23 protein-coding genes are annotated in these 25,592 nt (G+C 56.5%); 6 read left to right on the forward strand and 17 right to left on the reverse strand.

Annotated elements, in window-relative coordinates; all coding sequences use genetic code 11:
* Window positions 1-33: 33 nt before the first annotated feature.
* The 4 genes from recG to sciP all read right to left on the reverse strand — a co-directional run bounded on the left by recG (window position 34) and on the right by sciP (window position 5,463).
* Window positions 34-2,124: an ATP-dependent DNA helicase RecG gene (gene recG, locus RLO149_RS09505; RefSeq protein WP_013961869.1), complete on the reverse strand. Its 2,091-nt coding sequence runs from the start codon at window positions 2,122-2,124 to the stop codon at window positions 34-36.
* Window positions 2,121-4,238, reverse strand: a complete 2,118-nt coding sequence (ligA, locus tag RLO149_RS09510) for an NAD-dependent DNA ligase LigA (RefSeq protein WP_013961870.1) — start codon at window positions 4,236-4,238, stop codon at window positions 2,121-2,123. Before ligA ends, recG begins: the two co-directional genes overlap by 4 nt.
* Window positions 4,239-4,365: 127 nt before the next feature.
* Window positions 4,366-5,085: a response regulator transcription factor CtrA gene (gene ctrA, locus RLO149_RS09515; RefSeq protein ID WP_013961871.1), complete on the reverse strand. Its 720-nt coding sequence runs from the start codon at window positions 5,083-5,085 to the stop codon at window positions 4,366-4,368.
* Window positions 5,086-5,184: 99 nt separating this feature from the next.
* Window positions 5,185-5,463, reverse strand: a complete 279-nt coding sequence (sciP, locus tag RLO149_RS09520) for a CtrA inhibitor SciP (protein ID WP_013961872.1) — start codon at window positions 5,461-5,463, stop codon at window positions 5,185-5,187.
* Window positions 5,464-5,586: 123 nt separating this feature from the next.
* On the opposite strand from sciP, the gene mnmA reads away from it, so the two are divergent.
* A complete protein-coding gene (gene mnmA, locus RLO149_RS09525) occupies window positions 5,587-6,729 on the forward strand; it encodes a tRNA 2-thiouridine(34) synthase MnmA (RefSeq protein WP_013961873.1) in 1,143 nt (380 codons plus the stop codon).
* 63 nt (window positions 6,730-6,792) lie between these two features.
* Here mnmA and lpxB read toward each other — a convergent pair whose 3' ends face one another.
* The 13 genes from lpxB to pyrH all read right to left on the reverse strand — a co-directional run bounded on the left by lpxB (window position 6,793) and on the right by pyrH (window position 19,042).
* Complete coding sequence (lpxB, locus tag RLO149_RS09530; RefSeq protein WP_013961874.1) at window positions 6,793-7,971, reverse strand: lipid-A-disaccharide synthase; 1,179 nt, start codon at window positions 7,969-7,971, stop codon at window positions 6,793-6,795.
* Complete coding sequence (locus RLO149_RS09535; RefSeq protein WP_013961875.1) at window positions 7,950-8,741, reverse strand: LpxI family protein; 792 nt, start codon at window positions 8,739-8,741, stop codon at window positions 7,950-7,952. The genes lpxB and RLO149_RS09535 overlap by 22 nt, the downstream gene beginning before the upstream one ends.
* A complete protein-coding gene (lpxA, locus tag RLO149_RS09540) occupies window positions 8,741-9,523 on the reverse strand; it encodes an acyl-ACP--UDP-N-acetylglucosamine O-acyltransferase (RefSeq protein ID WP_013961876.1) in 783 nt (260 codons plus the stop codon). The genes RLO149_RS09535 and lpxA overlap by 1 nt, the downstream gene beginning before the upstream one ends.
* A gap of 6 nt (window positions 9,524-9,529) precedes the next feature.
* A complete protein-coding gene (gene fabZ, locus RLO149_RS09545; RefSeq protein WP_013961877.1) occupies window positions 9,530-9,988 on the reverse strand; it encodes a 3-hydroxyacyl-ACP dehydratase FabZ in 459 nt (152 codons plus the stop codon).
* Between the two features lie 80 nt (window positions 9,989-10,068).
* On the reverse strand, window positions 10,069-10,629 hold the full coding sequence (locus RLO149_RS09550; protein ID WP_013961878.1) for an OmpH/Skp family outer membrane protein: 561 nt from the start codon (window positions 10,627-10,629) through the stop codon (window positions 10,069-10,071).
* A 6-nt stretch (window positions 10,630-10,635) separates the two neighbouring features.
* A complete protein-coding gene (bamA, locus tag RLO149_RS09555; protein WP_013961879.1) occupies window positions 10,636-12,996 on the reverse strand; it encodes an outer membrane protein assembly factor BamA in 2,361 nt (786 codons plus the stop codon).
* A gap of 146 nt (window positions 12,997-13,142) precedes the next feature.
* A complete protein-coding gene (locus RLO149_RS24360) occupies window positions 13,143-13,274 on the reverse strand; it encodes a hypothetical protein (protein WP_259650453.1) in 132 nt (43 codons plus the stop codon).
* Window positions 13,275-13,376: 102 nt separating this feature from the next.
* On the reverse strand, window positions 13,377-14,720 hold the full coding sequence (gene rseP, locus RLO149_RS09560; RefSeq protein ID WP_013961880.1) for an RIP metalloprotease RseP: 1,344 nt from the start codon (window positions 14,718-14,720) through the stop codon (window positions 13,377-13,379).
* Between the two features lie 11 nt (window positions 14,721-14,731).
* Entirely contained in the window at window positions 14,732-15,904 is a 1,173-nt protein-coding gene (dxr, locus tag RLO149_RS09565) for a 1-deoxy-D-xylulose-5-phosphate reductoisomerase (RefSeq protein ID WP_013961881.1), read from the reverse strand.
* A gap of 7 nt (window positions 15,905-15,911) precedes the next feature.
* The gene (locus tag RLO149_RS09570) at window positions 15,912-16,706 is read right to left on the reverse strand and encodes a phosphatidate cytidylyltransferase (RefSeq protein ID WP_044025286.1); all 795 of its coding nucleotides are present in this window, start codon (window positions 16,704-16,706) and stop codon (window positions 15,912-15,914) included.
* 6 nt (window positions 16,707-16,712) lie between these two features.
* Window positions 16,713-17,453 carry an undecaprenyl pyrophosphate synthase gene (locus tag RLO149_RS09575; RefSeq protein ID WP_083825450.1) on the reverse strand — a complete coding sequence of 247 codons (741 nt, stop codon included), beginning with the start codon at window positions 17,451-17,453 and terminating at the stop codon, window positions 16,713-16,715.
* A gap of 201 nt (window positions 17,454-17,654) precedes the next feature.
* Entirely contained in the window at window positions 17,655-18,218 is a 564-nt protein-coding gene (frr, locus tag RLO149_RS09580) for a ribosome recycling factor (RefSeq protein WP_013961884.1), read from the reverse strand.
* A gap of 95 nt (window positions 18,219-18,313) precedes the next feature.
* Window positions 18,314-19,042, reverse strand: coding sequence for a UMP kinase (pyrH, locus tag RLO149_RS09585; RefSeq protein ID WP_013961885.1), 729 nt, complete (start codon window positions 19,040-19,042; stop codon window positions 18,314-18,316).
* 93 nt (window positions 19,043-19,135) lie between these two features.
* On the opposite strand from pyrH, the gene miaA reads away from it, so the two are divergent.
* The 5 genes from miaA to RLO149_RS09610 all read left to right on the forward strand — a co-directional run bounded on the left by miaA (window position 19,136) and on the right by RLO149_RS09610 (window position 25,586).
* Window positions 19,136-20,023 (forward strand): tRNA (adenosine(37)-N6)-dimethylallyltransferase MiaA, encoded by an 888-nt coding sequence (gene miaA, locus RLO149_RS09590; RefSeq protein WP_013961886.1) that lies wholly within the window; start codon window positions 19,136-19,138, stop codon window positions 20,021-20,023.
* 224 nt (window positions 20,024-20,247) lie between these two features.
* Complete coding sequence (locus RLO149_RS09595) at window positions 20,248-20,928, forward strand: helix-turn-helix transcriptional regulator (protein WP_245538156.1); 681 nt, start codon at window positions 20,248-20,250, stop codon at window positions 20,926-20,928.
* A 208-nt stretch (window positions 20,929-21,136) separates the two neighbouring features.
* Window positions 21,137-22,180: an ABC transporter permease gene (locus RLO149_RS09600; protein ID WP_013961888.1), complete on the forward strand. Its 1,044-nt coding sequence runs from the start codon at window positions 21,137-21,139 to the stop codon at window positions 22,178-22,180.
* A 12-nt stretch (window positions 22,181-22,192) separates the two neighbouring features.
* On the forward strand, window positions 22,193-23,410 hold the full coding sequence (locus RLO149_RS09605; RefSeq protein WP_013961889.1) for an ABC transporter permease: 1,218 nt from the start codon (window positions 22,193-22,195) through the stop codon (window positions 23,408-23,410).
* A gap of 85 nt (window positions 23,411-23,495) precedes the next feature.
* Window positions 23,496-25,586 (forward strand): dipeptide ABC transporter ATP-binding protein, encoded by a 2,091-nt coding sequence (locus RLO149_RS09610; RefSeq protein WP_013961890.1) that lies wholly within the window; start codon window positions 23,496-23,498, stop codon window positions 25,584-25,586.
* The last annotated feature ends 6 nt before the right edge of the window (window positions 25,587-25,592 follow it).

Raw genomic sequence — 25,592 nt, forward strand, 5'->3', positions numbered from 1 at the left:
AGAACTTTTTAAGAACATTTGGGAACAAAAATGCTATCCCACTGAAATCAAACGAATTGATTCATCCTTACGCAATAGCCACAAAAGCATGCGGGCCGCCTGCCCCCTTGGCGAAGAAAGCCCCGGATCTTCCGCAAGCAATTTACGTGCATCCGATTGAGCGATTGCCATCAACCCAGCTTGTCGTTCCAGGTCCGCAATCCAAAAACGCGGCAGGCCCGATTGCGCCGTTCCAATGACGTCCCCGGCGCCGCGCATTTTCAAATCGGTTTCAGCGATCACAAACCCATCTTCGGTTTGGCGCAGCACCTCCAACCGGTGTTGACCACTCTTTGAAAGGGGCGGTTGGTACATGAGCAAGCATGTGGATGCCGCCTCGCCCCGCCCAACCCGTCCTCTGAGTTGATGCAATTGGGCGAGACCGAAGAACTCGGCGCGTTCTATCACCATAATAGTCGCGTTTGGTACGTTCACGCCCACTTCAATAACGGTCGTCGCAACCAGCAGTTTTGTTTCGCCCGCTTCGAAACGAGCCATCGCAGCATCTTTTTCCGATGCAGGCATTTGTCCGTGCACAAGCCCAACCACGCCCTCACCAAAAGCCGCGCGCAAGTGTTTATACCGCTCCTCAGCCGCCGTCAGGTCGACAACCTCACTCTCTTCCACAAGAGGGCAAACCCAATAGCATTGCCGCCCCTCTTCAACCACAGCGCGCAGGCGCGACACGACCTCATCCATGCGTTCAACACTGACGAGCGCGGTTTTTATCGGCATTCGGCCGGGCGGTTTTTCATCCAGGATGCTCACATCCATGTCTCCAAACTGCGCCAGCGCCAACGATCGCGGGATTGGCGTCGCCGTCATGACCAGAACATCAACCGCAGCCCCTTTTTGTCCCAGAGCCAACCTTTGCTGGACTCCAAAGCGGTGTTGCTCATCAATGACAGCCAGACGCAGATCATCGAATGTCACCCCTTTCTGAAAAACGGCGTGCGTGCCAACCAAAACCCCAATGTCGCCATTTGCCAGATCGTCCAGTTTTTTGTTACGCTCTTTCCCGGTGTCGCGCCCGGTCAGTATCTCGAGTCTGACGCCAACCTTCTCGGCCAGGGGCTTCAGACTTTGTAAATGCTGACGTGCTAAAATTTCGGTTGGCGCCATCAGGACCCCCTGCCCGCCGCCCTCGACCGCGCGCAACAGAGCCAGAAACGCGACGAGTGTTTTTCCTGACCCGACGTCTCCCTGAAGCAAACGGTTCATGCGCACCGCCTCCCCCATGTTGGTATTTACATCTGACACGGCACGCAGCTGCGCACCCGTCAGCGGATAGGGCAACGACGTGATCAATCGTTGTTGCAACACACCATCGCCACGCGTTGCATGCCCCTTTTTTTGCCGCTCGGTCAAACGCGCCAGCGCAAGGGTCAATTGATGCGCCAACATTTCATCATAGGCCAGACGTTCGCGCGCAGCGGCTGTTATCGCAATATCAGCAGAGCTTTGCGGCCTGTGCGCAAGCGCCAAAGCTTGCACAACATTGGGCCATTCGGCCTTGCGCATCTGACCGGGATCAATCCATTCCGCCATCTCAGGCACCAGCTTCAGAACCGATTGCGATGCTTTGAACATCACCTTTTGCGTAATCCCCGAGGTCAATGGATACACGGGCTCAAAGGAAGGGATCGCGTCTATTTCGCTTTCCGGTACGATGTAATCCGGGTGTACCATCTGTGGCAGCCCGTCAAAACGCTCCAACTTGCCCGATACGACACGGCGACTTCCTTCCGGCAAAGCACGCGCCCAATAGTCCCCTCTGGCATGAAAAAAAACCAACTGAAATGACGTTTCTGCATCTGAAACAGTGATGCGATACGCCGCTCCTTTTGTGCGCGGCGGCCGATGCGCGCCTATGGTGACAGTCACGGTTGTTATTGCAGGGTATTCAAGGCCTTCAATCGACTCGCGGCGTTGCCGGTCGAGGACATTTATCGGCAAGGTAAAGAGAAGATCCCGCGGGGCATGAACCCCTAAGCCAGCGAAGTTCGCCGCTGTTTTTGGACCCACCCCATCGAGGGTTTCCAGCGATGAAAACAGGCCAAACAGAGCTTCGGGACGACCACTCATAAGCCCTCTATGAGTGCTAACCAGCCGTCTTCATCGAGTGTTCGAATGCCGAGCTCCACTGCTTTCTTGGCTTTTGACCCTGCGCCAGGCCCTGCCACGAGGAAGTCGGTTTTGGCCGATACCGAACCGGCGACTTTTGCCCCCAGACTTTCAGCACGGGATTTGGCTTCTGCGCGGGTCATTCTCTCGAGCGTGCCCGTAAAGACCACTGTCTTTCCCGCAACAGGACTGCCATCAGACACAATGGGTTTCGATGGTTGAACCTTCAGCTGCGCCACCAGGCGGTCGATCGATGCACGCTCCGCGGGCTGCCCCATTGTGTGAACAAGTGATTGCGCCATGACCGTTCCGACACCATCAATGCTGAGAAGGTCGTCCCACGCATCCCCCTCTTCGATTTGAGCGGCCAGCGTCGATTTCTCGAAGGCGTCAAAGGTAGAATAATGTTGCGCGATCAGGTTGGACGCCGCTTCTCCGACATGGCGAATACCAAGCGCGAAGAGCAGCCGCGCCAATGGAATTTCGCGCTTTTCATCAATGGCATCAAACAAGTTGGTTGCGGATTTTTCCCCCCAGCCATCGCGGTTCTTTAGTTGCTGCATGCCGGATTCATACCGGTCGCGCAGCGTGAAAATGTCTGCCGGTTCTGACACCCACCCATCTTTGTAAAACTGCTCGATCTGTTTAGCACCCAGCCCGTCGATGTCGAAAGCTGCACGCGACACGAAGTGCTTTAGCCGCTCAACTGCCTGCGCCGGGCAAATCAACCCTCCGGTACATCTGCGCACCGCATCACCTGCCTCGCGCAGCGCATCACTGCCACATTCCGGACAGGTTGTCGGAAAAACAAACGGGATTGCTTCGGCGGGCCTCTTGTCCAGATCGACATCAGCTACTTTCGGGATGACATCTCCCGCACGGTAGACCTGCACATAATCGCCTGCGCGAATGTCTTTACCGTCTCGGATGACACCGCCCTTGTTGTCACGCCCGGCGATGTAGTCTTCGTTGTGCAACGTCGCGTTCGAAACAACGACACCGCCAACAGTGATCGGCTTTAGTCGCGCGACTGGCGACAGAGCTCCCGTGCGGCCTACCTGAATATCGATGCTCTGCAGCTCTGTCCACGCAAGCTCTGCTGGAAACTTATGCGCAATTGCCCATCTGGGCGTTGTTGAACGAAACCCGAGACGGCGTTGGAGGTCCAGATCGTCCACTTTATAAACCACACCATCAATGTCGTAATCCAGAGAGGCACGACGTTCTTCGATCCGGCGGTATTGCGCCAGGAGCGCTTCTGGTCCGTCGCATCTATCAGTCAGCTCGTTCGTCTGAAACCCCAGATTTTTTAGGCGTTCAATTGAGTCTGATTGGGTTTTACCCAATGGTGCAGTCAATGTGCCCCAAGCATATGCGAAAAACCTCAACGGTCTGTTTTGCGTAATACGGGCGTCAAGTTGGCGCAACGATCCTGCAGCGGCGTTTCTAGGGTTTGCGAATGCTTTTGCACCCGCCGCATTTTGCTTTTCATTCAACGCTTCAAAATCGGTATGCGACATGTACACTTCGCCACGAACCTCGAGAACATCAGGCGCGTTCGGCACCCGCTGTGGAATATCATTGATTGTCAGCGCGTTTGCGGTGACGTTTTCACCGACCGCCCCATCCCCACGTGTCGCCGCCTGAACGAGAGCACCGTTTTCGTATCTCAGGGACAGCGATAATCCATCAATTTTTGGCTCTGATGTAAAATGTAGCGGCTCTGCATCGCTCAACCCGAGATGTTTGCGAATACGCTGAACGAAGTCAAAAACATCCTCATCGTCGAATGCGTTGGCCAAAGACAGCATTGCCATGGAATGGGACACTTTGGCAAAACCAGCCGAAGGTGCTGCACCAACCACATCTGTTGGGCTGTCAGCACGCTTGAGATGCGGGAAACGGTCTTCAAGTGCAAGATTGCGTCGCTTGTAAGCGTCATACTCCGCATCCGACATAAACGGCGCATCCTTGGTATGATACGCCGTATTTGCCTGTTCCAGAAGTTCTGCCAGCCGAGACAGTTCTTCCTCGGCTGCTTTTTCATTCAGACTATCAAGGGGGACAAAATCCATGGGACCTATTCGATTGCCTATTACTTAGTCGTAGTTAGGCATCCGCTGCGGAGAGGTCCAGTCGTTTTAGGAGAAAGATATATATGCGAAAGCAGGCGAAAATCGGTTTCTCGCCTGCTTAAGGTGATCAAGCCCCGACGGCCAGTCGATGCGTGTCGTCTATCTGCGAAGGCTCGGGGTCTCGCAGTACATACCCACGCCCCCAAACCGTTTCGATATAGTTTTCACCATCGGTGGCATTGCTCAGCTTTTTACGCAATTTGCAGATGAACACGTCAATGATCTTGAGTTCAGGTTCGTCCATGCCGCCATAGAGGTGGTTCAGGAACATTTCTTTGGTAAGTGTCGTACCCTTACGCAGCGACAACAACTCGAGCATCTGATATTCTTTGCCCGTCAAATGCACGGTCTTGTTGTCGACACTGACCGTCTTGGCATCCAGGTTCACCGAAATCAAACCCGTTTCAATCACGGATTGCGAATGTCCTTTTGAGCGGCGGATAATCGCATGAATGCGCGCGACCAACTCTTCGCGGTGGAATGGTTTTGTCAGATAATCGTCTGCGCCAAAGCCGAAGCCTTTGATCTTGTTTTCCGTATCATCTGCGCCCGAAAGAATAAGGATTGGCGTTTCTATCCGGGCAAGACGCAATTGACGAAGGACTTCATGTCCGTTCATGTCAGGCAAATCGAGGTCCAGAAGTATCAGATCGTAGTCGTACAACTTGGCAAGATCGATCCCCTCTTCTCCCAAATCTGTTGCATATACATTCAGATTTGCATGGGTCAGCATCAACTCGACACTCTTCGACGTTGTGGGGTCATCTTCCACGAGCAGTACGCGCATATTAATCTCCGCAAAGGCCAATCATTTTATCTTAGAGTTAACCGTGAACTTAAAAGGTTAACTGCACGTTACCGTGATACCAAAAACTAGCTTATCAACTTAAGGTTGTCTATATTTTTGTAAAGTTGTTGCTTTTAAGGCATCTTCGCCGTGTTCCGAGACCGCTTTTACCCACTCGTGAAACTCATCTTCACTGATCCGATAGCGCGACAGTGCATCTTTCTGGGGAATCAACCCATATGCGACACCCCTCACGACGGCGGCTTTGCGCGATGCCACCCAACGCCGTGTGGATGCTGGCGGCAGATCCGCCTGCGTCATTACTGTTCCATCCGCAAGGGTGACGGAGCGCGGACCATCGACTTTCTTGAGATACATACACTTACCTATAATCAACTCGTTTGCCACACCTTGACGAATTCACCTTAAAGACCGATGAAGCGCGCTCTTGAGAGTAATTAGGATTTTCCTATATTCCCTCATATATCTAGGAGACTGTGAATGCCCTTGGACCCATCACCGATGCTGAACTCGCTTGGATTCGCAAAACCTCCTGCGCAAACGCGGGTGGTGGTGGCGATGTCCGGTGGTGTGGACAGCTCTGTCGTGGCCGCAATGCTCGCCGAGGAAGGCTACGATGTGGTGGGCGTCACGCTGCAGCTTTATGATCATGGTGCCGCGCTTGCGAAAAAAGGCGCTTGTTGTGCAGGGCTGGATATCCACGATGCGCGGCGCGTTTCAGAGAAAATGGGCTTTCCGCATTATGTTCTGGATTATGAGAACATTTTTAAAGATGCAGTGATCGACGAATTCGCAGAAAGCTATCTGGGCGGCGCGACCCCGGTCCCGTGCATCCGTTGTAACGAGCGCGTCAAATTCAAGGACCTGCTGGAAACCGCAAAGGATCTGGATGCGGACTGCATGGCCACCGGGCACTACATTCAACGCAAATCAGGCCCCTGCGGCGCTGAACTGCATTCTGCAGCCGATGCAAATCGCGATCAGAGTTATTTTCTGTTTTCGACAACTCCGGAACAACTCGCATTTCTGAGGTTCCCACTCGGCCACCTGCCGTCGAAGGAAGACACGCGCGCTCTGGCCGAAAAATACGGGTTGAGCGTCGCAAACAAACCGGACAGCCAGGACATCTGCTTTGTGCCAAACGGGGATTATGCAAGCGTGATCCGAAAGCTGCGCCCTGAGGCCGCAGCGCCGGGCAACATCGTAGATGTCGATGGTCGCGTTCTGGCGACGCATGACGGGGTGATCAATTTCACCATTGGTCAACGGCGCGGTCTGGGTATCGGCGGGCTTGCGACACCTCTATACGTGATCAAACTCGACGCGCAGACGCGGCAGGTTGTGGTTGGTCCAAAATCAATGCTGTCCACACGCACGGTGCCTGTTCGCGAAATCAATTGGCTGGGCGATGAACCACTCCAGTCCCGTGATGAATGGCATTTAGCAGTCAAAGTACGCTCCACACGCCCCCCAACTGACGCGATTATCCGCCCGATCAGCGAGACTGAAGCAACGGTGGAATTGACCTCGCCGGAGGAAGGCGTTTCACCCGGTCAGGCCTGCGTCTTTTATGACACCGACAGTAGCAGAATTTACGGCGGCGGTTGGATTCACAAGGGTTGAACGCGCGCCGATGCCGCCCGTGAGGGCGGCCCAAATCGTGCCACGCGCAGCGTGTCCTTGGGATTAAATCGCTGTGCGATCAAGAATGGCACGGGCGGCGCGCAAGCCGGGTGCTTCCCCCCCCTGTCCGAGCCGTTCCATGGTGATACGCATGGCATCGAGCTGGGCGCGGGGATTTTGCAGAACGTCATTCAGAGCTTGCCCGATTGCTCCACTTTCACATTCCGGGCCAAGAAACTCCGGAACAACGCGCGTGTCCGACACCAGATTGACCAGCGTCACCGTATCCACCAAAGCCATTGCGCGGATCAACCTGTAACTCAACCAGTGCATGCGATAGGCCACGACCATCGGCGTTCGCGAGGCCGCTAGTTCCAATGAAACGGTCCCGGACGCGGCCAAGGCGATGTCAGCCGCACGAAACGCCGCTCTTTTTACGCTGGCAGCGGCCTCCGGCGTGCTTTCACTTGGATCAAGCACAAGCGCGTTGACGGGCCAACGCGAAACCGCGTCTTTCACCTGTCGCAAGACCGGTCCAGCGGCAGGAACAACAACTCTCAAATCCGGATGCTGCGCCAAAACCGGAGAGACCGCATCGCCGAAAATGCCGGCCAATCGCCCCACTTCCCCCTGTCTAGAGCCGGGTAGGACCATCAAAAGCGGTGCAGATCCGATCCCATATTCTGCCCGAAATGCATCTGCTTCTGGCTGTGTCGCTATGGGTTCGGCAACCACCGGATGACCCACAAAATCGCAGGCCATACCGTGAGGCGTAAAATGTGGAGGCTCAAATGGAAACAGCGCCAACAGGTGATCCACATATTTTGATATCTTGGCCGCGCGACCCGGCCGCCACGCCCAGACGGTCGGGGCCACATAATGGACCGTTCTAATGCTGCTGGATTTCTTCACCAGCTTGGCCACCCGAAAACAAAAATCGGGCGAGTCTATGGTGATCAGAACATCAGGCTTACTCTCGATCACCGCCTGCGCGGTTTCGCGTATGCGCGCTTTCAAGGCGCGGTACTTTGGCAGGATCTCTGCAATCCCCATGACGCTGAGCTCATCCATGGGAAAGCGACTTTCCAGCCCTTCCGCTTGCATCAAGGGTCCGCCGACACCGTCAAATGCGACACCGGGCGACAGTATCTTGAGCCCATCCATCAATGCACCGCCCAGCTTGTCCCCTGACGGTTCGCCCGCGATGATGAACGCCCGTTTCACGCGCTCGCGCGCGACCACAGGACCAGACCTGCTTTATTCGCGCCCGCAATTGTTGCGTCCGGTTCAAGCAGGATCACCTGCCCGGCTTGAATGATCAGGCCCGCCAGACCCGCCTCCGCTGCCGCTTGCACCGTGTCAGGACCGATGGTGGGCAAATCCGCGCGCACGTCCTGTCCGGTTTTGGGCGCTTTCACAAGAACCGCGCGTGCCCCGCGCACCCCGGTCGGAAGGCTTGTCAACAAATGATCCGTACCGCCAATAGTCTCAATGCCCCAAACCTGCCCCTGCCCGACAACGCAGCCCTGCCCCACGTCCACGGGCGACAGCGCTTGCAAAACCGCATCCGCGCGCGCGATGTCCGCCTGCATGGCCGCATCCGGCTGCGCATCGCTCAGAACTCCCTCCGGGGCGAGAATATCGGGCGCAAGAACATGCGCTGCCGCAATCTCAAACCCCTGTTGCTCAAACAGCGCCATAACCGCGCGCAGGGCTGCATCATCCCCCGCGCCCATGGCCTGCATCAATGTCGGCACAAGTGGCAGGGTTGCACCGTCAAGCGCCGCCGGATCAAAAGGAGGACGCTCGATCGCGCCGCAAAAGCACACCGCCGTGACGCCACGCTCCCGAAGCTGCGCCATGAAGGAGCCAAGATGCTCAAGCCGAAAGGTGATATCCGCCGTGAGGCCCTCCGGGGCGAAACCATCCAGCACGCAGATCAGCGGCTGTGTGCTCTGAGCGGCCGCAACACGCGCCGGAAGCCCACCCCGTCCTGTTACAAGCGCCAGCATCAGCTTGGCGTCAGGAAATGACGATCACTGTCGGATGTGATGAAATCCACAATCTCACGCACATATACGCTCGAGGTTTCATCTTTGAGACGCCGTGCACGGCTCTGGAATGTGCCCTCGCCCTGCGCCAGCATCTGAAAGGCCGCGCGCAACGCTGTGATATCCGCGCGTTCCACACCGCGACGCTTGAGGCCGACCAGATTCAAACCATCCAGTTCACCCCGCGGGGCCTGCACCAGACCATAAGGGATCACGTCATTCGTCACCATGGTCACCGCCCCAATGATTGCGCCCCGACCGATACGCACAAACTGATGCACACCGGATAAACCACCGACGATCACGTCATCCTCAAGGACGCAGTGCCCGGCAATGGCCACCGAATTGACCAAAATAACGCGATTACCGATCACGGCATCATGTGCCACATGGCATCCCGCCATGAACAGCCCGTCATCCCCGATACGCGTCACCCCACCGCCGCCCTCTGTGCCGCAATTGATGGTGACATGTTCACGAATGCGGTTACGCTGCCCAATCACCAGCCGCGTCGCCTCGCCCTTGAATTTCAGATCCTGAGGGATTTCACCAACAACCGCGAAGGGGAAAATGACCGTTTCATCCCCGATCGTCGTCTGTCCAATGACCACCACATGGCTTTTCAACTCCACACCGGCAGAAAGAGTTACTTGCGATCCGACCAGGCAAAACGGGCCAACCTTGGCCGTTGGATCAATCTGCGCACCGGGTTCAATGACAGCGCTGGGGTGAATGTTGCTCATCAACAATCAGCCCATGTCCATCATGGCCGTAAACTCCACTTCGGCGGCCATTTCACCTTCGACAGATGCAACACCGCCAAAGCGCCAGACTTTTCCACCGGGTTTGCCGCGCAGGGTGTTCAACCGCATCTCAAGCACATCACCGGGGATGACCTTGCGGCGAAACTTGGCTTTGTCGATGGCCATGAAATACACTTTCATTTCTTTATCCGCCATTTCCAGCGTCACACCGACCATGACCGCAGCGGTTTGCGCCATGGCCTCTACGATGGTGACGCCGGGCATGATTGGCATTCCCGGGAAATGGCCCTGAAAATGCGGCTCATTCATGGTGACATTCTTGATGCCCAATGCGGACGACGTTCCATCGATCTCAACCACCTTATCCACCAACAAAAAGGGGTAACGATGAGGTAGAATACGCTGGATGAGCTGAATATCCGCACTGGCCATACTGGTCGACATCTCAGAGGTCCTTTAATCTTCAAGGGCTTGGCGCCTTGCCTAGCAACTCTGGCGTGCTGGAGCAAGGTCGGCAGTTTTGCTTATTGTTGTTCTGGCGCGAATTCCACGCCATTTAGCACCACGTTCAGCCGGTTTATTGCGATCTGGGTGATGTCCACCGCGTTTGAGCTGATGAAAATAGACCGCCGCTCCAGAACCACGGCGGCGCCCGCCTCGCGCATCAGCTGCTCCAGCACAGGGGCCGCTGCATTCAGAAACATCACACGTCTGCTTTCCAGCTCGCTGTTCAATTCGCGGTTCTTTGCTTCTTGCGTGCGCCGGGTTTCCTGTACTTTCTGATCGAAGGCATCGGCCAATGTTCTGAATTCGATTGGCGTCATCGTCGCGCGCAAGGCCGTCAAATCTTTCTCCTCTGCCTCAAGCGCTTCTTCGATACTACGGTTTTCAGATGCCAGTGCGGCACCGCGTTTTTCGAATTCCTCGATGGTCTGGCGTCCAAAACGGCTGTCTTCAAACAGCGTATCAGAATCGATGGTCAGAATAGGGCTCTCAATCGGCGCGCGCACCAGAGGTTGAGCCTGCGCAGACACAGCACAGAATACTGCAAGCGCCAAACCGTAGACAAGGGGGCGCAGAGGCATCACGGATCAGAAGGTTGTATTAACAGTGACTTCGAACGTCTGCTCGCGGTCAAAGTCTTCCTTGCGGATTGCATCGGAAAAATTGAACCGCAGCGGCCCCACGGGCGTTTCCCACAGAATTGAGACGCCAATAACGTGGCGGAACGATCCGCTTTCCCCAACAACATTTCCGCCGCTCAGGTTAACGTCATTCAGATCCCACAGGTTACCCACATCATAAAACAGGCCGCCCGTAATTCCGTATTCCTCGGGTAAACCGACTGGAAACTCCGCTTCAAAGCGGGCCGTAACATAGAGGTTACCGCCCAAGGGGTCTTCGTTGGATTCAGACAAGTCGCGTGGTCCGATGCCGCCCGGCTCAAAGCCACGGATCGTGTTCGTGGACAACAGGAACCTGTCAACGGCCCGGTTGGCACCGCTTTGGTAGTTCAAGGCCCCGCCCTCAAGTGTCGCGCGCAGTGTCACATCTTCGTTGAAGACTTTACGTTCGCCGACAGCTTTCGCGCTGGTGCGAATAAAGGTGTTGTCGCCGCCGACACCCGCGAAGTCCTGTCCAAATTCAAAGAGATACCCTGCATTTGGGTCAAGCCCGGTTGTGCGCGAATCGTATATATACCGGTAACCGATGGAACTGTTGACCAATTCACCCTCATCAATGTCCCGGCCAATGATCGGGCCATTGTCGGAATCGCTGCCGCGATCTTTCATCTCGGACTGATCGTATTTGTAATTCAGTTCGAGACGAGAATTTGCCCCAACCGGAAAACTGAGCGATGGCGTTAGCACTGCGCGCTCTGTGTCGTATGTCACAGTCGAGCTTGTGCTTTCAGAGATGTCCAGCCGCAGCCCAAAGCCCACATCTCGTCCCAGAAATGCCGGTTCGAAAAAGTTGACCCGGTAAAGCTGATCATCTGCCGCCGTTGATAGGCTCAGACCCAGCCGCTGGCCCCGTCCCAGGAAGTTCCGCTCTGTAAACTGGATCGCAAAGCCGATACCATCGTTGGTCGAGAAGGACGCACCAAAAGACAATGACCCCGTCGGTTGCTCTTCGACATCCACATCGATAATCACCTGATCCGGTGATGACCCTTCGCGCGCGTTCACATCTGCCACGGTGAAAAAACCGAGCGCACGGATGCGTTCAGCGGATTCCCGGATTTCGCGAGGGTTGAAAGGATCGCCCTCCACACTGTTGAACTGTCGACGGATAACCTGATCCAGCGTCGTCGTGTTGCCTTCGATGTCGATCCGCTCGACAAAGACCCTCGGGCCCCGGTTCAGCACATATTCAACATTGATCGTGAGGTTGCGTTCATCGCGCGTGATGCGCGGCTCAACCCGCATGAAATCGACGCCATCAATGATCGCCTGACGTTCCATTCTGGCAATATCTGCTTCGATCAGCGTGGGCGAATAGACCACGCCGCTGCGCGTCTTGACGGTTTCACGGTATAAGTCGCTGTCGGCTTCGGCCAGTTCACTTGCGACGGTAATCTCGCCGACCCGGAACTGCTGACCTTCCTGAACGTCGAACACAAGGAAGTAACCATCGCGTTCTTCGGTCAGCTCCGCGTTGACCGAATTTGTGCGGAAATCAACGTAGCCACGCGACAGATAGAAGTCGCGCAAAATCTGCCTGTCAAACTCGATCCGGTCCTCGACCAGCGTATCACTGCGCACAAAGGCGCGGAACAACCCGGCCTGCTTTGTTTCAAGAACGCGGCGCAGACGTCGGTCGGAATAGACACGATTTCCCGTAAAGCTGAGGCGTTCAATCTCGATATTGTCGCCCTCAAAAATCTCGAAAATCAAATCGACACGGTTGTCGGAGCGGCGGATGATTGTCGGCGTCACTCTGGCGGCAATCCGTCCCTCTGATGCATAGGCATCAGCGATCAGGGCCGCGTCGCGCTCTGCTTGCGCGGGATTGAACACCCTACGCTCATTGGAATTGATGGCGGCGGCAAGCGTTTCGTCGCCGATCCGTGCATTGCCTTCAAAGTTGATCCGGTTGATCGTCGGATATTCCACAACCGTGATGTTGAGCGAATTCCCTCGTGGCTCAAAATCAACACTTTCAAAAAGCCCCGAGGCCACAAGCCTCTGCAGGCCCGCATTGAGTTCGCCGGCTGAAATGCTCTGTCCTGGAACGATTCCAGCGCGGGACAGGATCGCGGAATCCCCAATACGAGCATTACCCTCGATGTTTACCGAGTTGATTTCAATCTGTTGCGCCAGTGCGACCCCAGTCGGGGCAATCCAAGTCGCTGATATCGCCAGACAAAAGACCCCGGCCTGCAATGGTTTGGTGAAAGTGCGGCGCGTCGCGCCCTGCACGCTTTGCGCGTCAGTTTTGCCCGGTTTCATGATCTGCCTCGACCCTCAGAATTTTATTGTTTCCTGAGTACCGATTTTAGCCCCACTTGTCAAAACCATGTGGGTCATATTTGCAAATCTACTAGATACGGAGGCAGACGACAAATCGGTCGGCGCAACCGGCCGCCTGCGCGCCTCTAGGCGATCAATGTGGTCAGCCAAGCACCAATGCCCAGCGACAACGTCACTGTCGACACATACAGCACCCGATCCCAGTTTAAATCACACAGCAGGCTCAGCCCGCGATATCCACGTTGTAGGCTCTGCATAGGACGTCCTCACTTGTTTCGTGAGACTTGTATAGCAGCGGAATGTGGCATGAATTTGATCAATTCAGGCACGAATAGGGCCGCCCGCCAACTTCTTTCAACTCAAGGACAGAAGAGATCATTGCCAAGCGCAAAGAGCATTAACGTAAGCACCGTTGCCAGCCCAAAGGTCATCAGCACGCGCAGGGCCTTGTCACTGGGCGGTTTGCCCGCCACCGCTTCATAGGCGTAAAACACAAGGTGCCCCCCATCCAGTGCAGGCACAGGAAAAAGGTTCAGCAGCCCCACGGCAGTGCTCAGCACGGCAATGAACCAGATGAAACTCTCGGCTCCTTGGCTGGCCATCGCCCCGGAAGTCTGCGCGATCCCAATGGGCCCGCTCAGGTTGCATGTACTGATCGCGCCGGTGATCATATGGCCCAAACCAGACAGCGAGCCGTTGATGATGCGCCACGTCTGGCTCACGCCGCCCGAAACGGCTTCAAAAATACCGGGCCGCTGTGTAGCGGGTTCAAAAGCCAGGCCCCCGGCAATGCCGATCCGCCACTGAGTTGCAAAGCCCCCGTCATTTTGTGGCTCATCAACACGTTTGGGTGTCATGGACATTTCCAACGTCTCACCCGCACGCCAGACGGTCAGGTCCAGCGTTGCGCCCTCTCCGCCTTCAACAGCATTTTTCAGCTCGTCAAAGGCATAGATCGGAGTGCCATTGATAGCGCTGATCACATCCCCCTGCGCCATGCCTGCGCGCATCGCAGCACTTTGAGGTGTCAGTGAATTGACCAGAGGCGGCAGCATATAAGGACCATCGACCGTGACAGTGCGCCCGTCCCGCAGAACGTCATAGGTCAGCACCGGCTCAAACGGCAGAGCTTCAATAAAGGCGCGGTAGGCATCTCGGTCTTCGGTACTGGGCATATCAATGCCATTTATCCCGAGAATTTCATCGCCCGATTGCAGGCCGACCGCTTCAACAGGCAACGGCCTCATTTCGCCGACCGTCAACGGATCACGCGCAACACCGCTGGTCAGCAACACTGCCGCAAAGATGAGGATAGACAACGCGAAATTAAAGACCGGGCCCGCCGCCACGGTCGCCGTGCGCGCCCACAGAGGAGCGCCATGCATTGTCGCACGAAGGCGCACGGGGTCATGTTCAACCTCAGCCATTGCCGCGTCGTCCTTACCGGATGCCGCGTCAGCATCGCCCGCGAATTTAACGTAGCCGCCGAAAGGAAGTGCTGCTATCTGCCACCGGGTGCCCCGCTTGTCCGTGCGTGCAAAAAGCACAGGCCCGAACCCGATGGAAAACACATCCGCGTGGATGCCGGACCAGCGCCCGACGATGTAATGGCCATACTCATGGATCGCCACGATGACCGACAAGGCCAGAATGAAAGCCGCAACCGTCCAGATCAACCCGCCGAACTGCGGGATCAAGGTCATAATATCCAAATTCAGCCTGCTCTCTTATTGATAGATGCCTGTGCTTCTATACGGGCGAGATGGTCTATCTGCGCGACGTTATCAAGGGTCATGGTGGCGTTAATGTGATCGGATTCGCCTGTTAGCTTGGTCAGGACGTCCTCAACAATGCCTGCCATCTCTGTAAATCGCAGGCGTCCATCAATAAATCCGTCGAGCGCGATCTCTTTTGACGCGTTGAAAATCGCGCCCGCCATGCCGCCCGTTTCCATCACCTCGCGGGCAAGGCGCAACGCGGGCCATCGCTGTTCGCAGGGCGCACGAAAGGTCAATTGCCCGATCGCGGCCAGATCAAGGCGTTCGACCGGCAATTCTTTGCGCATGGGCCAATGCAGGGCAAAACCAATCGCGTGGCGCATATCATGCGGCCCGACATGGGCCATCAAGGCGCCATCGCGAAACCCCACCATGGCGTGGATGAGCGATTCAGGATGCACCAGCGCCTCGATACTTGAAGATTCAACGCCAAAGAATTCTTTTGTTTCAATAAGCTCCATGGCTTTGTTAAACATGGATGCGGAATCGATGGTGATCCGCTGTCCCATGTCCCAGTTCGGGTGGCTCGACGCCTCAGCCAGCGTGGCGCTCGCCAGCTTTTCGATGGGCCAATCGCGAAATGCCCCGCCACTTGCCGTGATGATAATGCGTTCGACCGAGGCGATATCTTCACCGGTCAATGCTTGAAAAACAGCCGAATGTTCGCTGTCCACCGGCAAGAGCCGCGCCTTGTTCGCCTGCGCCATTTTCAGCATCAACGCCCCGGCACAGACCAGCGACTCCTTATTGGCCAGCGCGAGCGTCGCGCCTTGTTCCAGCGCCCTGAGGCCCGGCGCCAATCCGGCGGCCCCCACAATCGCGGACATCACCCAATCGGCGGGCCGACCCGCCGCTTCATCCAGCGCTTTGGCCCCTGCAGCGGCCTCCACGCCCGAGCCATCAAGCGCCGCGCGCAAATCAGGCAGCAGCTCTTCATGCGCCGTGACCGCGATATCCGCCTTGAGACGCCGGGCATCATGGGCCAGTTGCTTGATATTGCGCGCACCGGTTAGTGCCACGACATCATACGCCTCAGGATCCCGCGCGATCAGGTCAATCGTGTTTTGCCCAATCGACCCCGTTGCCCCAAATATACTGACGCTGCGCATGACCTTGTCACCCAAGTCCCGGCGGGAAGCCAATGAACGGTCCAATGATCAAAAGGAAAACCGCTGCCCCCAGCATCCCATCGAACCGGTCAAGCAGTCCGCCATGACCGGGGATCAGGCTGGAACTGTCCTTGATGCCGACGCGCCGCTTTATGGCGCTTTCCGCGATGTCGCCCATCTGGCTGGCCATGGAGACGGCAACAGATACCCCGATCAATTGGGCCCCGGCACCTGTTGTGGCAACAAAGTACCCACCGACCGCAGCAGCCCCGACCCATCCAAAAGCGGTACCCGCCCATGTTTTCTTGGGACTGACCCGCGGCCAGAATTTCGGTCCGCCAATCATCCGTCCAGCAAAATACCCGACGACATCCGTGGCAACAACCACCAGTACAAGCCACAGCATCCAGCCAAAGCCCAGATCATCCCGGACCGACATCATGCCAAAGCCCGCCAAGAGAACCAATACGGTAAACACCATATAGAGCGCACGGTTTTGCGTCAGCTGTCCAAAACCAACCAGCGCAGGCGCAATCAGGATCGGCAGCGCGAACCCCACCGGCAGATAAATCGATGCCCCAGCCACCGCGCCGCCCAGAAGCCCGAGCTGAACAGCAAGGCTCCTGTTCTGGGGCTGCAACATACGCACCAGTTCCCAGATCATCAGGCCACAAATCAGGGCGACCAGCGCGTGGAACACATGTCCACCCATCCAGATCCCCCACAGACCAACAAGAACCATCGCGGCACTTGAGGTGAGGCGGACTGCCAGATCAGCCCATTTTTCGGTCTTCGCCTTCATGACAGGCTATGCCTTCGCGCCGCCATAGCGCCGCTCACGCCCGCCGTAGGCCGCACAGACTTCTTCGAATTCATTGCGCGTAAAGTCCGGCCAGAGCGTGTCGATAAATTCGTACTCCGAATAAGCCGACTGCCATAGCAGGAAATTGGATATCCGGGCTTCTCCGCTTGTGCGGATCACAAGATCCGGGTCCGGCAGGACATAGGTATCAAGATACTTTGGCAGCGTTTCCTCATCCACATCCTGCGGTTTGAGTATGCCGTTGGCCACATCCTGCGCCAGTCTTTTGGTTGCGCGCGCAACCTCGTCACGCCCGCCGTAATTGATCGCGATGGTCAGATGCATATTCGTGTTTCCGGCCGTCGCGTTTTCCAGCTCGGTCATGAGCCGTGCAAGTGTGCTGTCAAGCCGGGTGCGATCACCGATGAAACGTACCCTGACGCCATAGGTATTCAGCTCGCGGGTCTCACGCATGATGTAGCGCTTGAACAGGCTCATCAGCCCGGCCACTTCCGCCTGCGTCCGCTTCCAGTTTTCGGTCGAAAAGGCAAATATCGTGAGGTATTTCACGCCAACGGAGGGGCACGCTTCAACAATTTCGCGCACGCGTCGCGCGCCCGCATGATGGCCGAAAAGACGTGGGCGCCCACGTTGCGTGGCCCACCTGCCATTTCCATCCATTATTATCGCAACATGTCGCGGGCATCCGGGGACCTGATTGAGTTCGGGCTGTCTTTCGGGCTCGATGACTAATTCCTCCGAACACGTATGCCCTCAGGCCACCGCGCTCCGTTTATCTTACTTCTGTGCCCTCTTGTGACACAACTTCTGTCGCCATGACTACTGAAAATCGTTAAAATCGCCTTTAACGCCGCCACAAACAGGCCACGTTTCGGAATGAAAGGCCGCATCTTTATACATTCTGCGGCATGTATTTACCATCGCCCCTCAGACTTGCATGATTTCCGACTGCTTCGAGGCCAGTTGTTCGTCGATGCCTTTTATGTAGCGATCTGTGATCTCTTGGACCTCGCCTTCCCAGATTTTCTGATCGTCTTCGGACATGCCATCCGCTTTGGCTTTCTTGATCTGGTCCATACCGTCACGACGTATATTGCGAATGGAAACACGCGCATGTTCGGCGTATTGCCCGGCAACTTTGCTTAATTCGCGGCGGCGCTCTTCATTCAACTCAGGGATTGGCAACATGATGATCGTGCCATTCAACTGCGGGTTTATGCCAAGACCGCTTTCACGGATTGCCTTTTCGACTTTCCCGACCAGCCCCTTATCCCAGACGTTGATGGTGACCATGCGCGGTTCCGGCACGTTGACGGTGCCCACCTGATTGATCGGAGTGCGCTGGCCATAGGCATCCACCATCACCGGCTCCAGCATCGAGGCGGAAGCCCGCCCGGTCCGCAAGGATGCGAATTCCGTCTTCAAAGATGATATCGCACCATCCATCCGGCGCTCGATATCGTCTGTGTCCAGCATGAAGTCTTCTGACATCGGTCACTGCCCTTTCGTACTTTTGGGGAGTTATAATCTGCTCGGGTGCTAAGTGTACAGCGCTGCTGTCAACCGGGATTGAAGCGCGGGCCCGGCTAGTCCTGTACCCGCGTGTAGGTGCCCTCGCCCGCCAGAATACCGCGAAAACCGCCCGGTTCATCCAACGAGAATACGATGATCGGCAGGTTGTTGTCCCGCGCCAGCGCGATGGCAGAGGCATCCATTACACCCAGTCGTTTTGCCAGAACATCATCATAGGAGACGGTGTCATAGCGTTTGGCATCGGCAAACTTTGCAGGGTCCTTGTCATAGACCCCATCCACCTTGGTGCCCTTGAAAATGGCCTCACACGACATCTCGTTGGCGCGCAACGTGGCTGCCGTGTCCGTCGTGAAATAGGGGTTCCCGGTGCCCGCCGCAAAGATGCAGACACGTTTTTTCTCAAGGTGGCGCACGGCGCGGCGGCGGATGTAGGGCTCAGCGACCTCGTTCATCGTGATGGCTGAAATGACCCGCGTGTGAATACCCAGTCCCTCAAGTGAAGACTGCATCGCCAGCGCGTTCATCACTGTTGCGAGCATCCCCATGTAATCGGCGGTTGTCCGCTCCATCCCCTGCGCCGAACCTTGCAGTCCGCGAAAGATATTGCCACCCCCGATCACCATGCAGATCTCGACACCCAGCGCGTGGACAGACTGCACCTCGCGCGCAATACGTTCGACAGTGGGCGGATGTAGCCCAAATCCTTGATCCCCCATCAACGCTTCCCCCGAGATTTTAAGCATAACGCGCTTAAAGGCGGCCTGAGGTTCGGGCGTTGTCATGGGCGGCTCCTGATTGGTGATTTGTCTTTGTGCGCAAAATGTCCCAAAAACGCGGGAACTGCAATGCACCGAGCTTTCAAGGGCGCGTAAAAAATGAACGAACGCCTCGTTTTGAACCATCAAACCGTGATGGACCGGTTGGTGCCAGACAAACCCGTGCTGATTGCCGGACCGACAGCCTCCGGCAAATCCGCGCTGGCCTTGCGGATTGCCGCCGAACAAGGGGGGGTGATCGTGAATGCGGATGCCAGTCAGGTCTATGCGTGCTGGCGGGTTTTGACAGCGCGTCCGTCGCGCGAAGAGGAACGCAAGAACCCTCACGCGTTATATGGCCATCTGGATGCCATGGTGCGTTATTCCGCGGGACATTGGTTGCGCGATGTAACCTCTTACCTGTCCGGCGGTGCGCGTCCCATCATCGTAGGGGGCACGGGGTTGTATTTCGCGGTGCTGACGCAGGGCTTGGCTGATATTCCGCCGACGCCGCCAGACATTCGGGCGCGTGGGGATCGTCTGGAATTGTCCGAGATGCTGGCCGCGTTGGGTGATCAAACTAGAAATAGGATCGACAGTGCGAACCGGGCGCGGGTGCAACGCGCGTGGGAAGTCATGACCGCAACCGGGCGCGGATTAGGCGCATGGCAGGAAGAAACCGGCCCTCCCGCCCTGACGCTCACAGCAGCGCAACCCATCGTTTTCGATGTGGACAAAGAGGTGTTGAACGCGCGCATCGAACGCCGCTTTGATCTGATGCTGGCGGCGGGCGCATTGGACGAGGCGCGCCGCGTCCTGCCGGATTATGATCCCACGCTGCCCGCGCACCGGGCCATTGGCGCACCGGAGTTGATCGCACATCTAAACGGCCAGCTTTCGCTGGATGAAGCGCGAACAGCCGCCATCACAGCAACACGTCAATACGCCAAACGACAGCGCACCTGGTTTCGCTCAAAAATGCGGCAATGGTCCGCTTATGTGCCCTGAAACACGCTCTGTCACTTTCAAAAAAAGAACCGAGGCGCGGTTTGCTTGGGAAAAACTGGCCGCTCAATTGACACTTTTCAACTCTTGCGCGAAAATCAGGAATGATTGCTGATCTGAGAATCCAAACCTTATCACAGCTTTCGGCTGGGCATGAGTGGCGGCTTTCACTGCCGCACGATCGGCCTGAGCAGCTGCTTATCTGGGTTACACGCGGACAAGGTCGATTGCTGCTGGATGGTCAGCGGCGGGGGATTGGCGCGCATAACGCCATTCTGGTCCCGGCACGGCACCTTTTCGCGCTTGACCTTGGCAGACAAGCGGTCGGTCAGGTTGTGATCCTGCCCGATGGCTCGACACTGGATTTTCCGCAAACACCGTCGCAACTGCGCATTCGGGATGGCAGCGCAATGGGAGAGTTGACTGCGCTGATCGAAAGTGCAGCGCGGGAACAGCAAACTGCCCGCCCCCTGATGGAGGCCGCACTCAGTGCGCATGGCACCCTGATCTCAATCTGGCTGCAACGCCAACTTGCGCTTGAAGAACATATCGCACCGCGTCCGAATGCAGCCGCACGCCTGACTTCGGCTTACGCGTCCCGCATCACGCAACACTTCCATCAGCCGATGACGATGGCAGATCACGCGGAAGCGTTGCAGGTGACGCCAACCCACCTCACGCGTGCATGCAAGGCTGCAACCGGCAGAACGGCTGCAGAACTTCTGACCGACCGCATTTTATATGAGGCGCGCCAGTTGCTGACGAATACTTCTGTTCCAGCGCAGGATATCGCCCGTTTTCTCGGGTTTGGCAGCGCCGCGTATTTCACACGCTTCATGGTGCATCACACCCGGTCAACGCCCTCCGCCCTGCGGCGCACCGCCACAAAACCCAAAGACGCCGCCTGAACCTGTTTCACTTCTGAGCAATGGGCTTCAAACCACCTGTCTCATTTACGACGCGAGATATGTCGCAAATTTACCATTTTTGGGCGCTGGCTTCCATTGACGCGCCCCCCAAACTCATGCCTCATGCACGAGTAAATATAAAAACAGGCAAAAAATTGCTTGAAAACCGGTGCGGCCCACGCGCCACATCCTGACAACAGGGGTATTAATGGGACTATTCATACTCAGACGGTTGGGCGTGATGTTGCTGACGGCACTCTGCCTCACCTTCATCGTGTTCTGGCTGACAAATCTCTATCCGAACCTCGAAAAACTGGCGAAGACACAAGGCAATTTCCGGATGTCGGACGAGGCTGTGACAAGCTATCTCGACAAGAACGGCTACCTTCAGCCCCTGCCCGTCAAATTCGGTCAGTGGCTGGGCGTTCTGCCCGGTTGGACCCACGAAGAAGACGGCATGATCACCGGGCGCTGCTTTGCCGCGGACACGCCCGAAGCCGAACGCCCGAGTTTCTGTGGGGTGCTGCAGGGGGACTGGGGTTCCTCAACGGTGTTCAAGGATGAGGTGGGCAGCATTGTCGCCACGAGGCTGGCGCTGACAGGCAAACTGATGTTTGCGGTCATGCTGGTGATGGTGCCCATGGCGCTGATTGTGGGGGTTCTGGCGGGGATGCGCGAAGGATCAAAACTTGATCGATCCCTCTCTACCTTTTCAATCGCCTCGACAGCGACACCGGAATATGTCTCGGGGGTCATCTTCATTGCCGTTTTCGCCTCTTCCGCCTTTGGGCTGAAATGGTTCAAAGGCTCGGCCACTTCTGCGATGGAAAATGCCACGTTTGAAAATTTCACCCTGCCGGTCGTCACTATTTCCTTATACGGCATGGGCTACATCGCGCGGATGACGCGGGCTTCGATGACGGAAGTCATGACGGCACAATACATCCGAACCGCACGGCTCAAGGGGGTAAAATTCTCTGACATCGTGCTCAAACACGCGCTGCGCAACGCGTTGATCGCGCCCTTCACGGTGATCATGCTGCAATTTCCATGGCTGCTGAACGGGGTCGTCATCGTCGAGACCTTGTTCAACTACAAGGGGTTTGGGTGGTTGCTGGTGCAGGCGGCGTCTAACAACGACATCGAATTACTGCTCGCCGTTTCTGTTGTTTCTGTTTTCGTGGTTCTGGTCACGCAGTTGATATCCGATATCGGCTACGTTTACCTCAATCCACGCATTCGCATCACTTAAGGGGGGCTGGTCATGGAAGAACTTTCCTGGGGCAGTATTATTGTCCGCATGGTCATTCAGCTTATGCCGGTTTGGGTCTCGCTGATTTCCCTTTTTACTATTTCGATCGTGTATAAACGCAGGCTTGGCCTTTATGGCAAACTGTTTGACAGCACGATTGGCATGATCGGTTTCGCACTTGTCATGTTCTGGGTTTTCGTCGGCGTCTTTGGCGGCCCCTTCGATTTGCTGGTCACGCATAATCCGCTTGATCAGGTTTCCGGGATGAAGAACAAAATCCCCGGAACACCCATGCGTGGCGCGGAGGATGGCGAATATGCCTATTTCCTGCTGGGCGGCGACAACCTTGCGCGCGATGTCTTTAGCCGGATCATCAAGGGCGCGTGGATCGTGGTGCAGATCGCCCCTATTGCCACGCTATTCGCCTTTATGGTCGGGATCACGCTGGGTCTGCCCGCAGGCTACTATGGTGGCCGTCTGGACACGGTGTTGTCGTTTCTGGCGAACCTGATCCTCGCCTTTCCGGTGATCCTGCTGTTCTACCTTCTGGTGACGCCAGAGATAGTCCTGACAGGAATCCCCAACTACATGGCGCTGTTCCTGTTCATCTTTCCACTGGTCTTTGTGTGTATTCTGCTCAACTCGCGGTACTACACGCAGCCGAAGATCAGAACGCCGCTGCTGATTGGCGTGTTGGGGCTTTTGGGGTGGTTGTATCTGTCACTGGTGTCTTCGGATGGCGCCGTCGTTGCCACACCGACCTATTCGATACCCGGGCTACCGGCGTTTCTCGATCTGTTTGACATCGACGCGGGTATTCTCGTGGTCTTTGTCTCGGTCGTCTTTGTGAACTCGCCCACCGTCTTTCGGATCGTGCGCGGCCTTGCGATGGACATCAAGACACGCGACTACGTTGCTGCCGCACAGACGCGCGGTGAAGGCCCGTGGTACATCATGCTATGGGAAATCCTGCCCAACGCACGGGGTCCTCTGATCGTCGATTTCTGCCTGCGCATTGGCTACACGACCATTTTGCTCGGCACATTAGGGTTCTTTGGTCTTGGTCTTGCGTCGGAAAGCCCGGATTGGGGCAGCACGATCAACGCAGGGCGCCGCTTGCTGGCGCTTTACCCGCATGCGGCAATTGCACCTGCGGTTGCACTGCTGACCCTCGTGCTGGGCCTGAACCTGCTGGCGGATGGCCTGCGCGAGGAAAGCTTGCGCGATTGATGAGCGGTTGCGGGGGGTGCGCCCCCCGCCCCGAATAAAAGACGATGAGCCGCACTTTAAGGTTCACTCCAACAAGGAGACCAAAATGCCAAAGCCTGACTACAGCGGTCCAATTCTAGAGATAGACAAGCTATCCATATCGTTTTTCACGCGGTTGCGGGAAATCCCGGCTGTCATGGATTTTTCCGTGCATGTGCAACCCGGCGAGGCCGTGGGCCTTGTGGGTGAATCCGGCTGCGGTAAATCCACTGTGGCCTTGGGGGTCATGCAGGATTTGGGCAAGAATGGCCGCGTCGTCGGTGGCTCCATCAAGTTCAAAGGCCGCGACCTTGGAGAGATGAACGATGAAGAGTTGCGCGGCATTCGCGGCTCAGAAATCGCAATGATCTATCAGGAACCGATGGCCTCTCTGAACCCGGCGATGAAGATCGGCAGGCAGTTGATGGAGGTACCGATGATCCATCAGGGCGCCTCGGAAAAGGATGCGTTTGATCGTGCTTTGCAGGTTGTGACCGACGTAAAGCTGCCGGACCCGAAGCGGATATTGAATTCCTATCCGCACCAGCTTTCGGGTGGGCAGCAACAACGCATCGTGATCGCCATGGCATTGATGTCAGAGCCGTCGTTGTTGATCCTTGATGAGCCGACCACAGCGCTGGATGTGACTGTCGAGGCGGCCATCGTCGCCTTGGTCAAGGATCTGGGGCGCAAATACGGCACCTCGATGCTGTTCATCAGCCACAACCTCGGGTTGGTGCTGGAAACCTGCGACCGCATCTGCGTCATGTATTCCGGTGAGGCGGTCGAACGCGGCTCAATCGAAGACGTCTTTGACCGGATGCAGCACCCTTATACGCAGGCCCTGTTCCGGTCTATCCCGCTGCCGGGGGCAGATAAAAACGCGCGCCCGCTTGTGGCAATCCCCGGCAACTTCCCCCTGCCCCATGAACGGCCCAATGGCTGCAACTTTGGCCCGCGCTGCGATTATTTCGAACAGGGTCGCTGTGATCAGGGAACGCTGCTAATGGAAGAGGTGGAAGGCCATGACCGCCATGCCACACGCTGCCTGAAGTTCAGAGAAATCGACTGGGATGCGCCGCTGGAACTGGCCGAGGTCAAGACCAAGGGCGAGATCGGCGATGTTGTCCTGAAGATAGACAACCTCAAGAAATACTATGAGGTTGCCGCCAATGCGATCTTTGGCGGCGGCGACAAAAAGGTCGTCAAAGCCAATGAAACGCTGACCTTTGAGGCACGCGAGTCCGAGACGCTGGCCATTGTTGGCGAATCCGGCTGTGGCAAATCCACCTTTGCCAAGGTGCTGATGGGGCTTGAGACTGCAACCGAAGGGTCAATCACCCTAGGGAACAAACCCATCCACGACGTCCCCATCGAAGAACGCGATACACAAACCGTCGCCGACATTCAGATGGTATTTCAAAACCCGTTTGATACGCTCAACCCGTCCATGACGATCGGGCGCCAGATCATCCGCGCGCTAGAAATCTTCGGCATCGGGGAAAACGAACGCGACCGGACAGAACGGATGCTCAAGCTGCTCGATCTGGTGAAATTGCCACGCGAGTTCGCCAACCGGATGCCCCGCCAATTGTCGGGCGGACAAAAGCAGCGCGTGGGGATTGCCCGTGCCTTTGCCGGTGACGCGCGTATTGTGGTGGCAGATGAGCCGGTGTCTGCCCTCGATGTGTCAGTGCAGGCGGCGGTGACTGATCTGCTGATGGAAATCCAGCGCGAGCATAAAACCACGCTGCTGTTCATCAGCCACGATTTGTCCATCGTGCGCTACCTCAGCGACCGGGTGATGGTCATGTATCTGGGCCATGTTGTTGAGCTTGGCACCACCGATCAGGTCTTCTCACCCCCCTACCACCCCTATACCGAAGCGCTGCTTTCTGCGGTGCCGATTGCGGACACCAGCGTCAAGAAAAAGCACATCGTGCTGGAAGGCGATATCCCCTCGGCGATGAACCCACCCTCGGGCTGCCCGTTCCAGACGCGCTGTGGCTGGAAATCACAAGTGCCCGGTGGTCTGTGTGAACAAGAGGTGCCTCCCGTTCGCACTTTGCCCGGCAACCACCAGCTCAAATGTCATCTGAGTGACGCACAGCTTGCCAGCATGGAGCCCGTAATCGAAGTCGGCGTTGCCGCAGAATAAGCGCGC

This window comes from Roseobacter litoralis Och 149, from assembly GCF_000154785.2.
Lineage (GTDB): Bacteria > Pseudomonadota > Alphaproteobacteria > Rhodobacterales > Rhodobacteraceae > Roseobacter > Roseobacter litoralis.

Bases quoted from the DNA above. Each gene is read 5' to 3' on its own strand.
- recG (WP_013961869.1), bottom strand. From the start codon at position 2,124: ATGAGTGGTCGTCCCGAAGCTCTGTTTGGCCTGTTTTCATCGCTGGAA.
- ligA (WP_013961870.1), bottom strand. From the start codon at position 4,238: ATGGATTTTGTCCCCCTTGATAGTCTGAATGAAAAAGCAGCCGAGGAA.
- ctrA (WP_013961871.1), bottom strand. From the start codon at position 5,085: ATGCGCGTACTGCTCGTGGAAGATGACCCCACAACGTCGAAGAGTGTC.
- sciP (WP_013961872.1), bottom strand. From the start codon at position 5,463: ATGTATCTCAAGAAAGTCGATGGTCCGCGCTCCGTCACCCTTGCGGAT.
- mnmA (WP_013961873.1), top strand. From the start codon at position 5,587: ATGCCCTTGGACCCATCACCGATGCTGAACTCGCTTGGATTCGCAAAA.
- RLO149_RS09535 (WP_013961875.1), bottom strand. From the start codon at position 8,741: ATGCTGGCGCTTGTAACAGGACGGGGTGGGCTTCCGGCGCGTGTTGCG.
- lpxA (WP_013961876.1), bottom strand. From the start codon at position 9,523: ATGAGCAACATTCACCCCAGCGCTGTCATTGAACCCGGTGCGCAGATT.
- fabZ (WP_013961877.1), bottom strand. From the start codon at position 9,988: ATGTCGACCAGTATGGCCAGTGCGGATATTCAGCTCATCCAGCGTATT.
- RLO149_RS09550 (WP_013961878.1), bottom strand. From the start codon at position 10,629: ATGCCTCTGCGCCCCCTTGTCTACGGTTTGGCGCTTGCAGTATTCTGT.
- bamA (WP_013961879.1), bottom strand. From the start codon at position 12,996: ATGAAACCGGGCAAAACTGACGCGCAAAGCGTGCAGGGCGCGACGCGC.
- RLO149_RS24360 (WP_259650453.1), bottom strand. From the start codon at position 13,274: ATGCAGAGCCTACAACGTGGATATCGCGGGCTGAGCCTGCTGTGTGAT.
- rseP (WP_013961880.1), bottom strand. From the start codon at position 14,720: ATGACCTTGATCCCGCAGTTCGGCGGGTTGATCTGGACGGTTGCGGCT.
- dxr (WP_013961881.1), bottom strand. From the start codon at position 15,904: ATGCGCAGCGTCAGTATATTTGGGGCAACGGGGTCGATTGGGCAAAAC.
- RLO149_RS09570 (WP_044025286.1), bottom strand. From the start codon at position 16,706: ATGAAGGCGAAGACCGAAAAATGGGCTGATCTGGCAGTCCGCCTCACC.
- frr (WP_013961884.1), bottom strand. From the start codon at position 18,218: ATGTCAGAAGACTTCATGCTGGACACAGACGATATCGAGCGCCGGATG.
- pyrH (WP_013961885.1), bottom strand. From the start codon at position 19,042: ATGACAACGCCCGAACCTCAGGCCGCCTTTAAGCGCGTTATGCTTAAA.
- miaA (WP_013961886.1), top strand. From the start codon at position 19,136: ATGAACGAACGCCTCGTTTTGAACCATCAAACCGTGATGGACCGGTTG.
- RLO149_RS09600 (WP_013961888.1), top strand. From the start codon at position 21,137: ATGGGACTATTCATACTCAGACGGTTGGGCGTGATGTTGCTGACGGCA.
- RLO149_RS09605 (WP_013961889.1), top strand. From the start codon at position 22,193: ATGGAAGAACTTTCCTGGGGCAGTATTATTGTCCGCATGGTCATTCAG.
- RLO149_RS09610 (WP_013961890.1), top strand. From the start codon at position 23,496: ATGCCAAAGCCTGACTACAGCGGTCCAATTCTAGAGATAGACAAGCTA.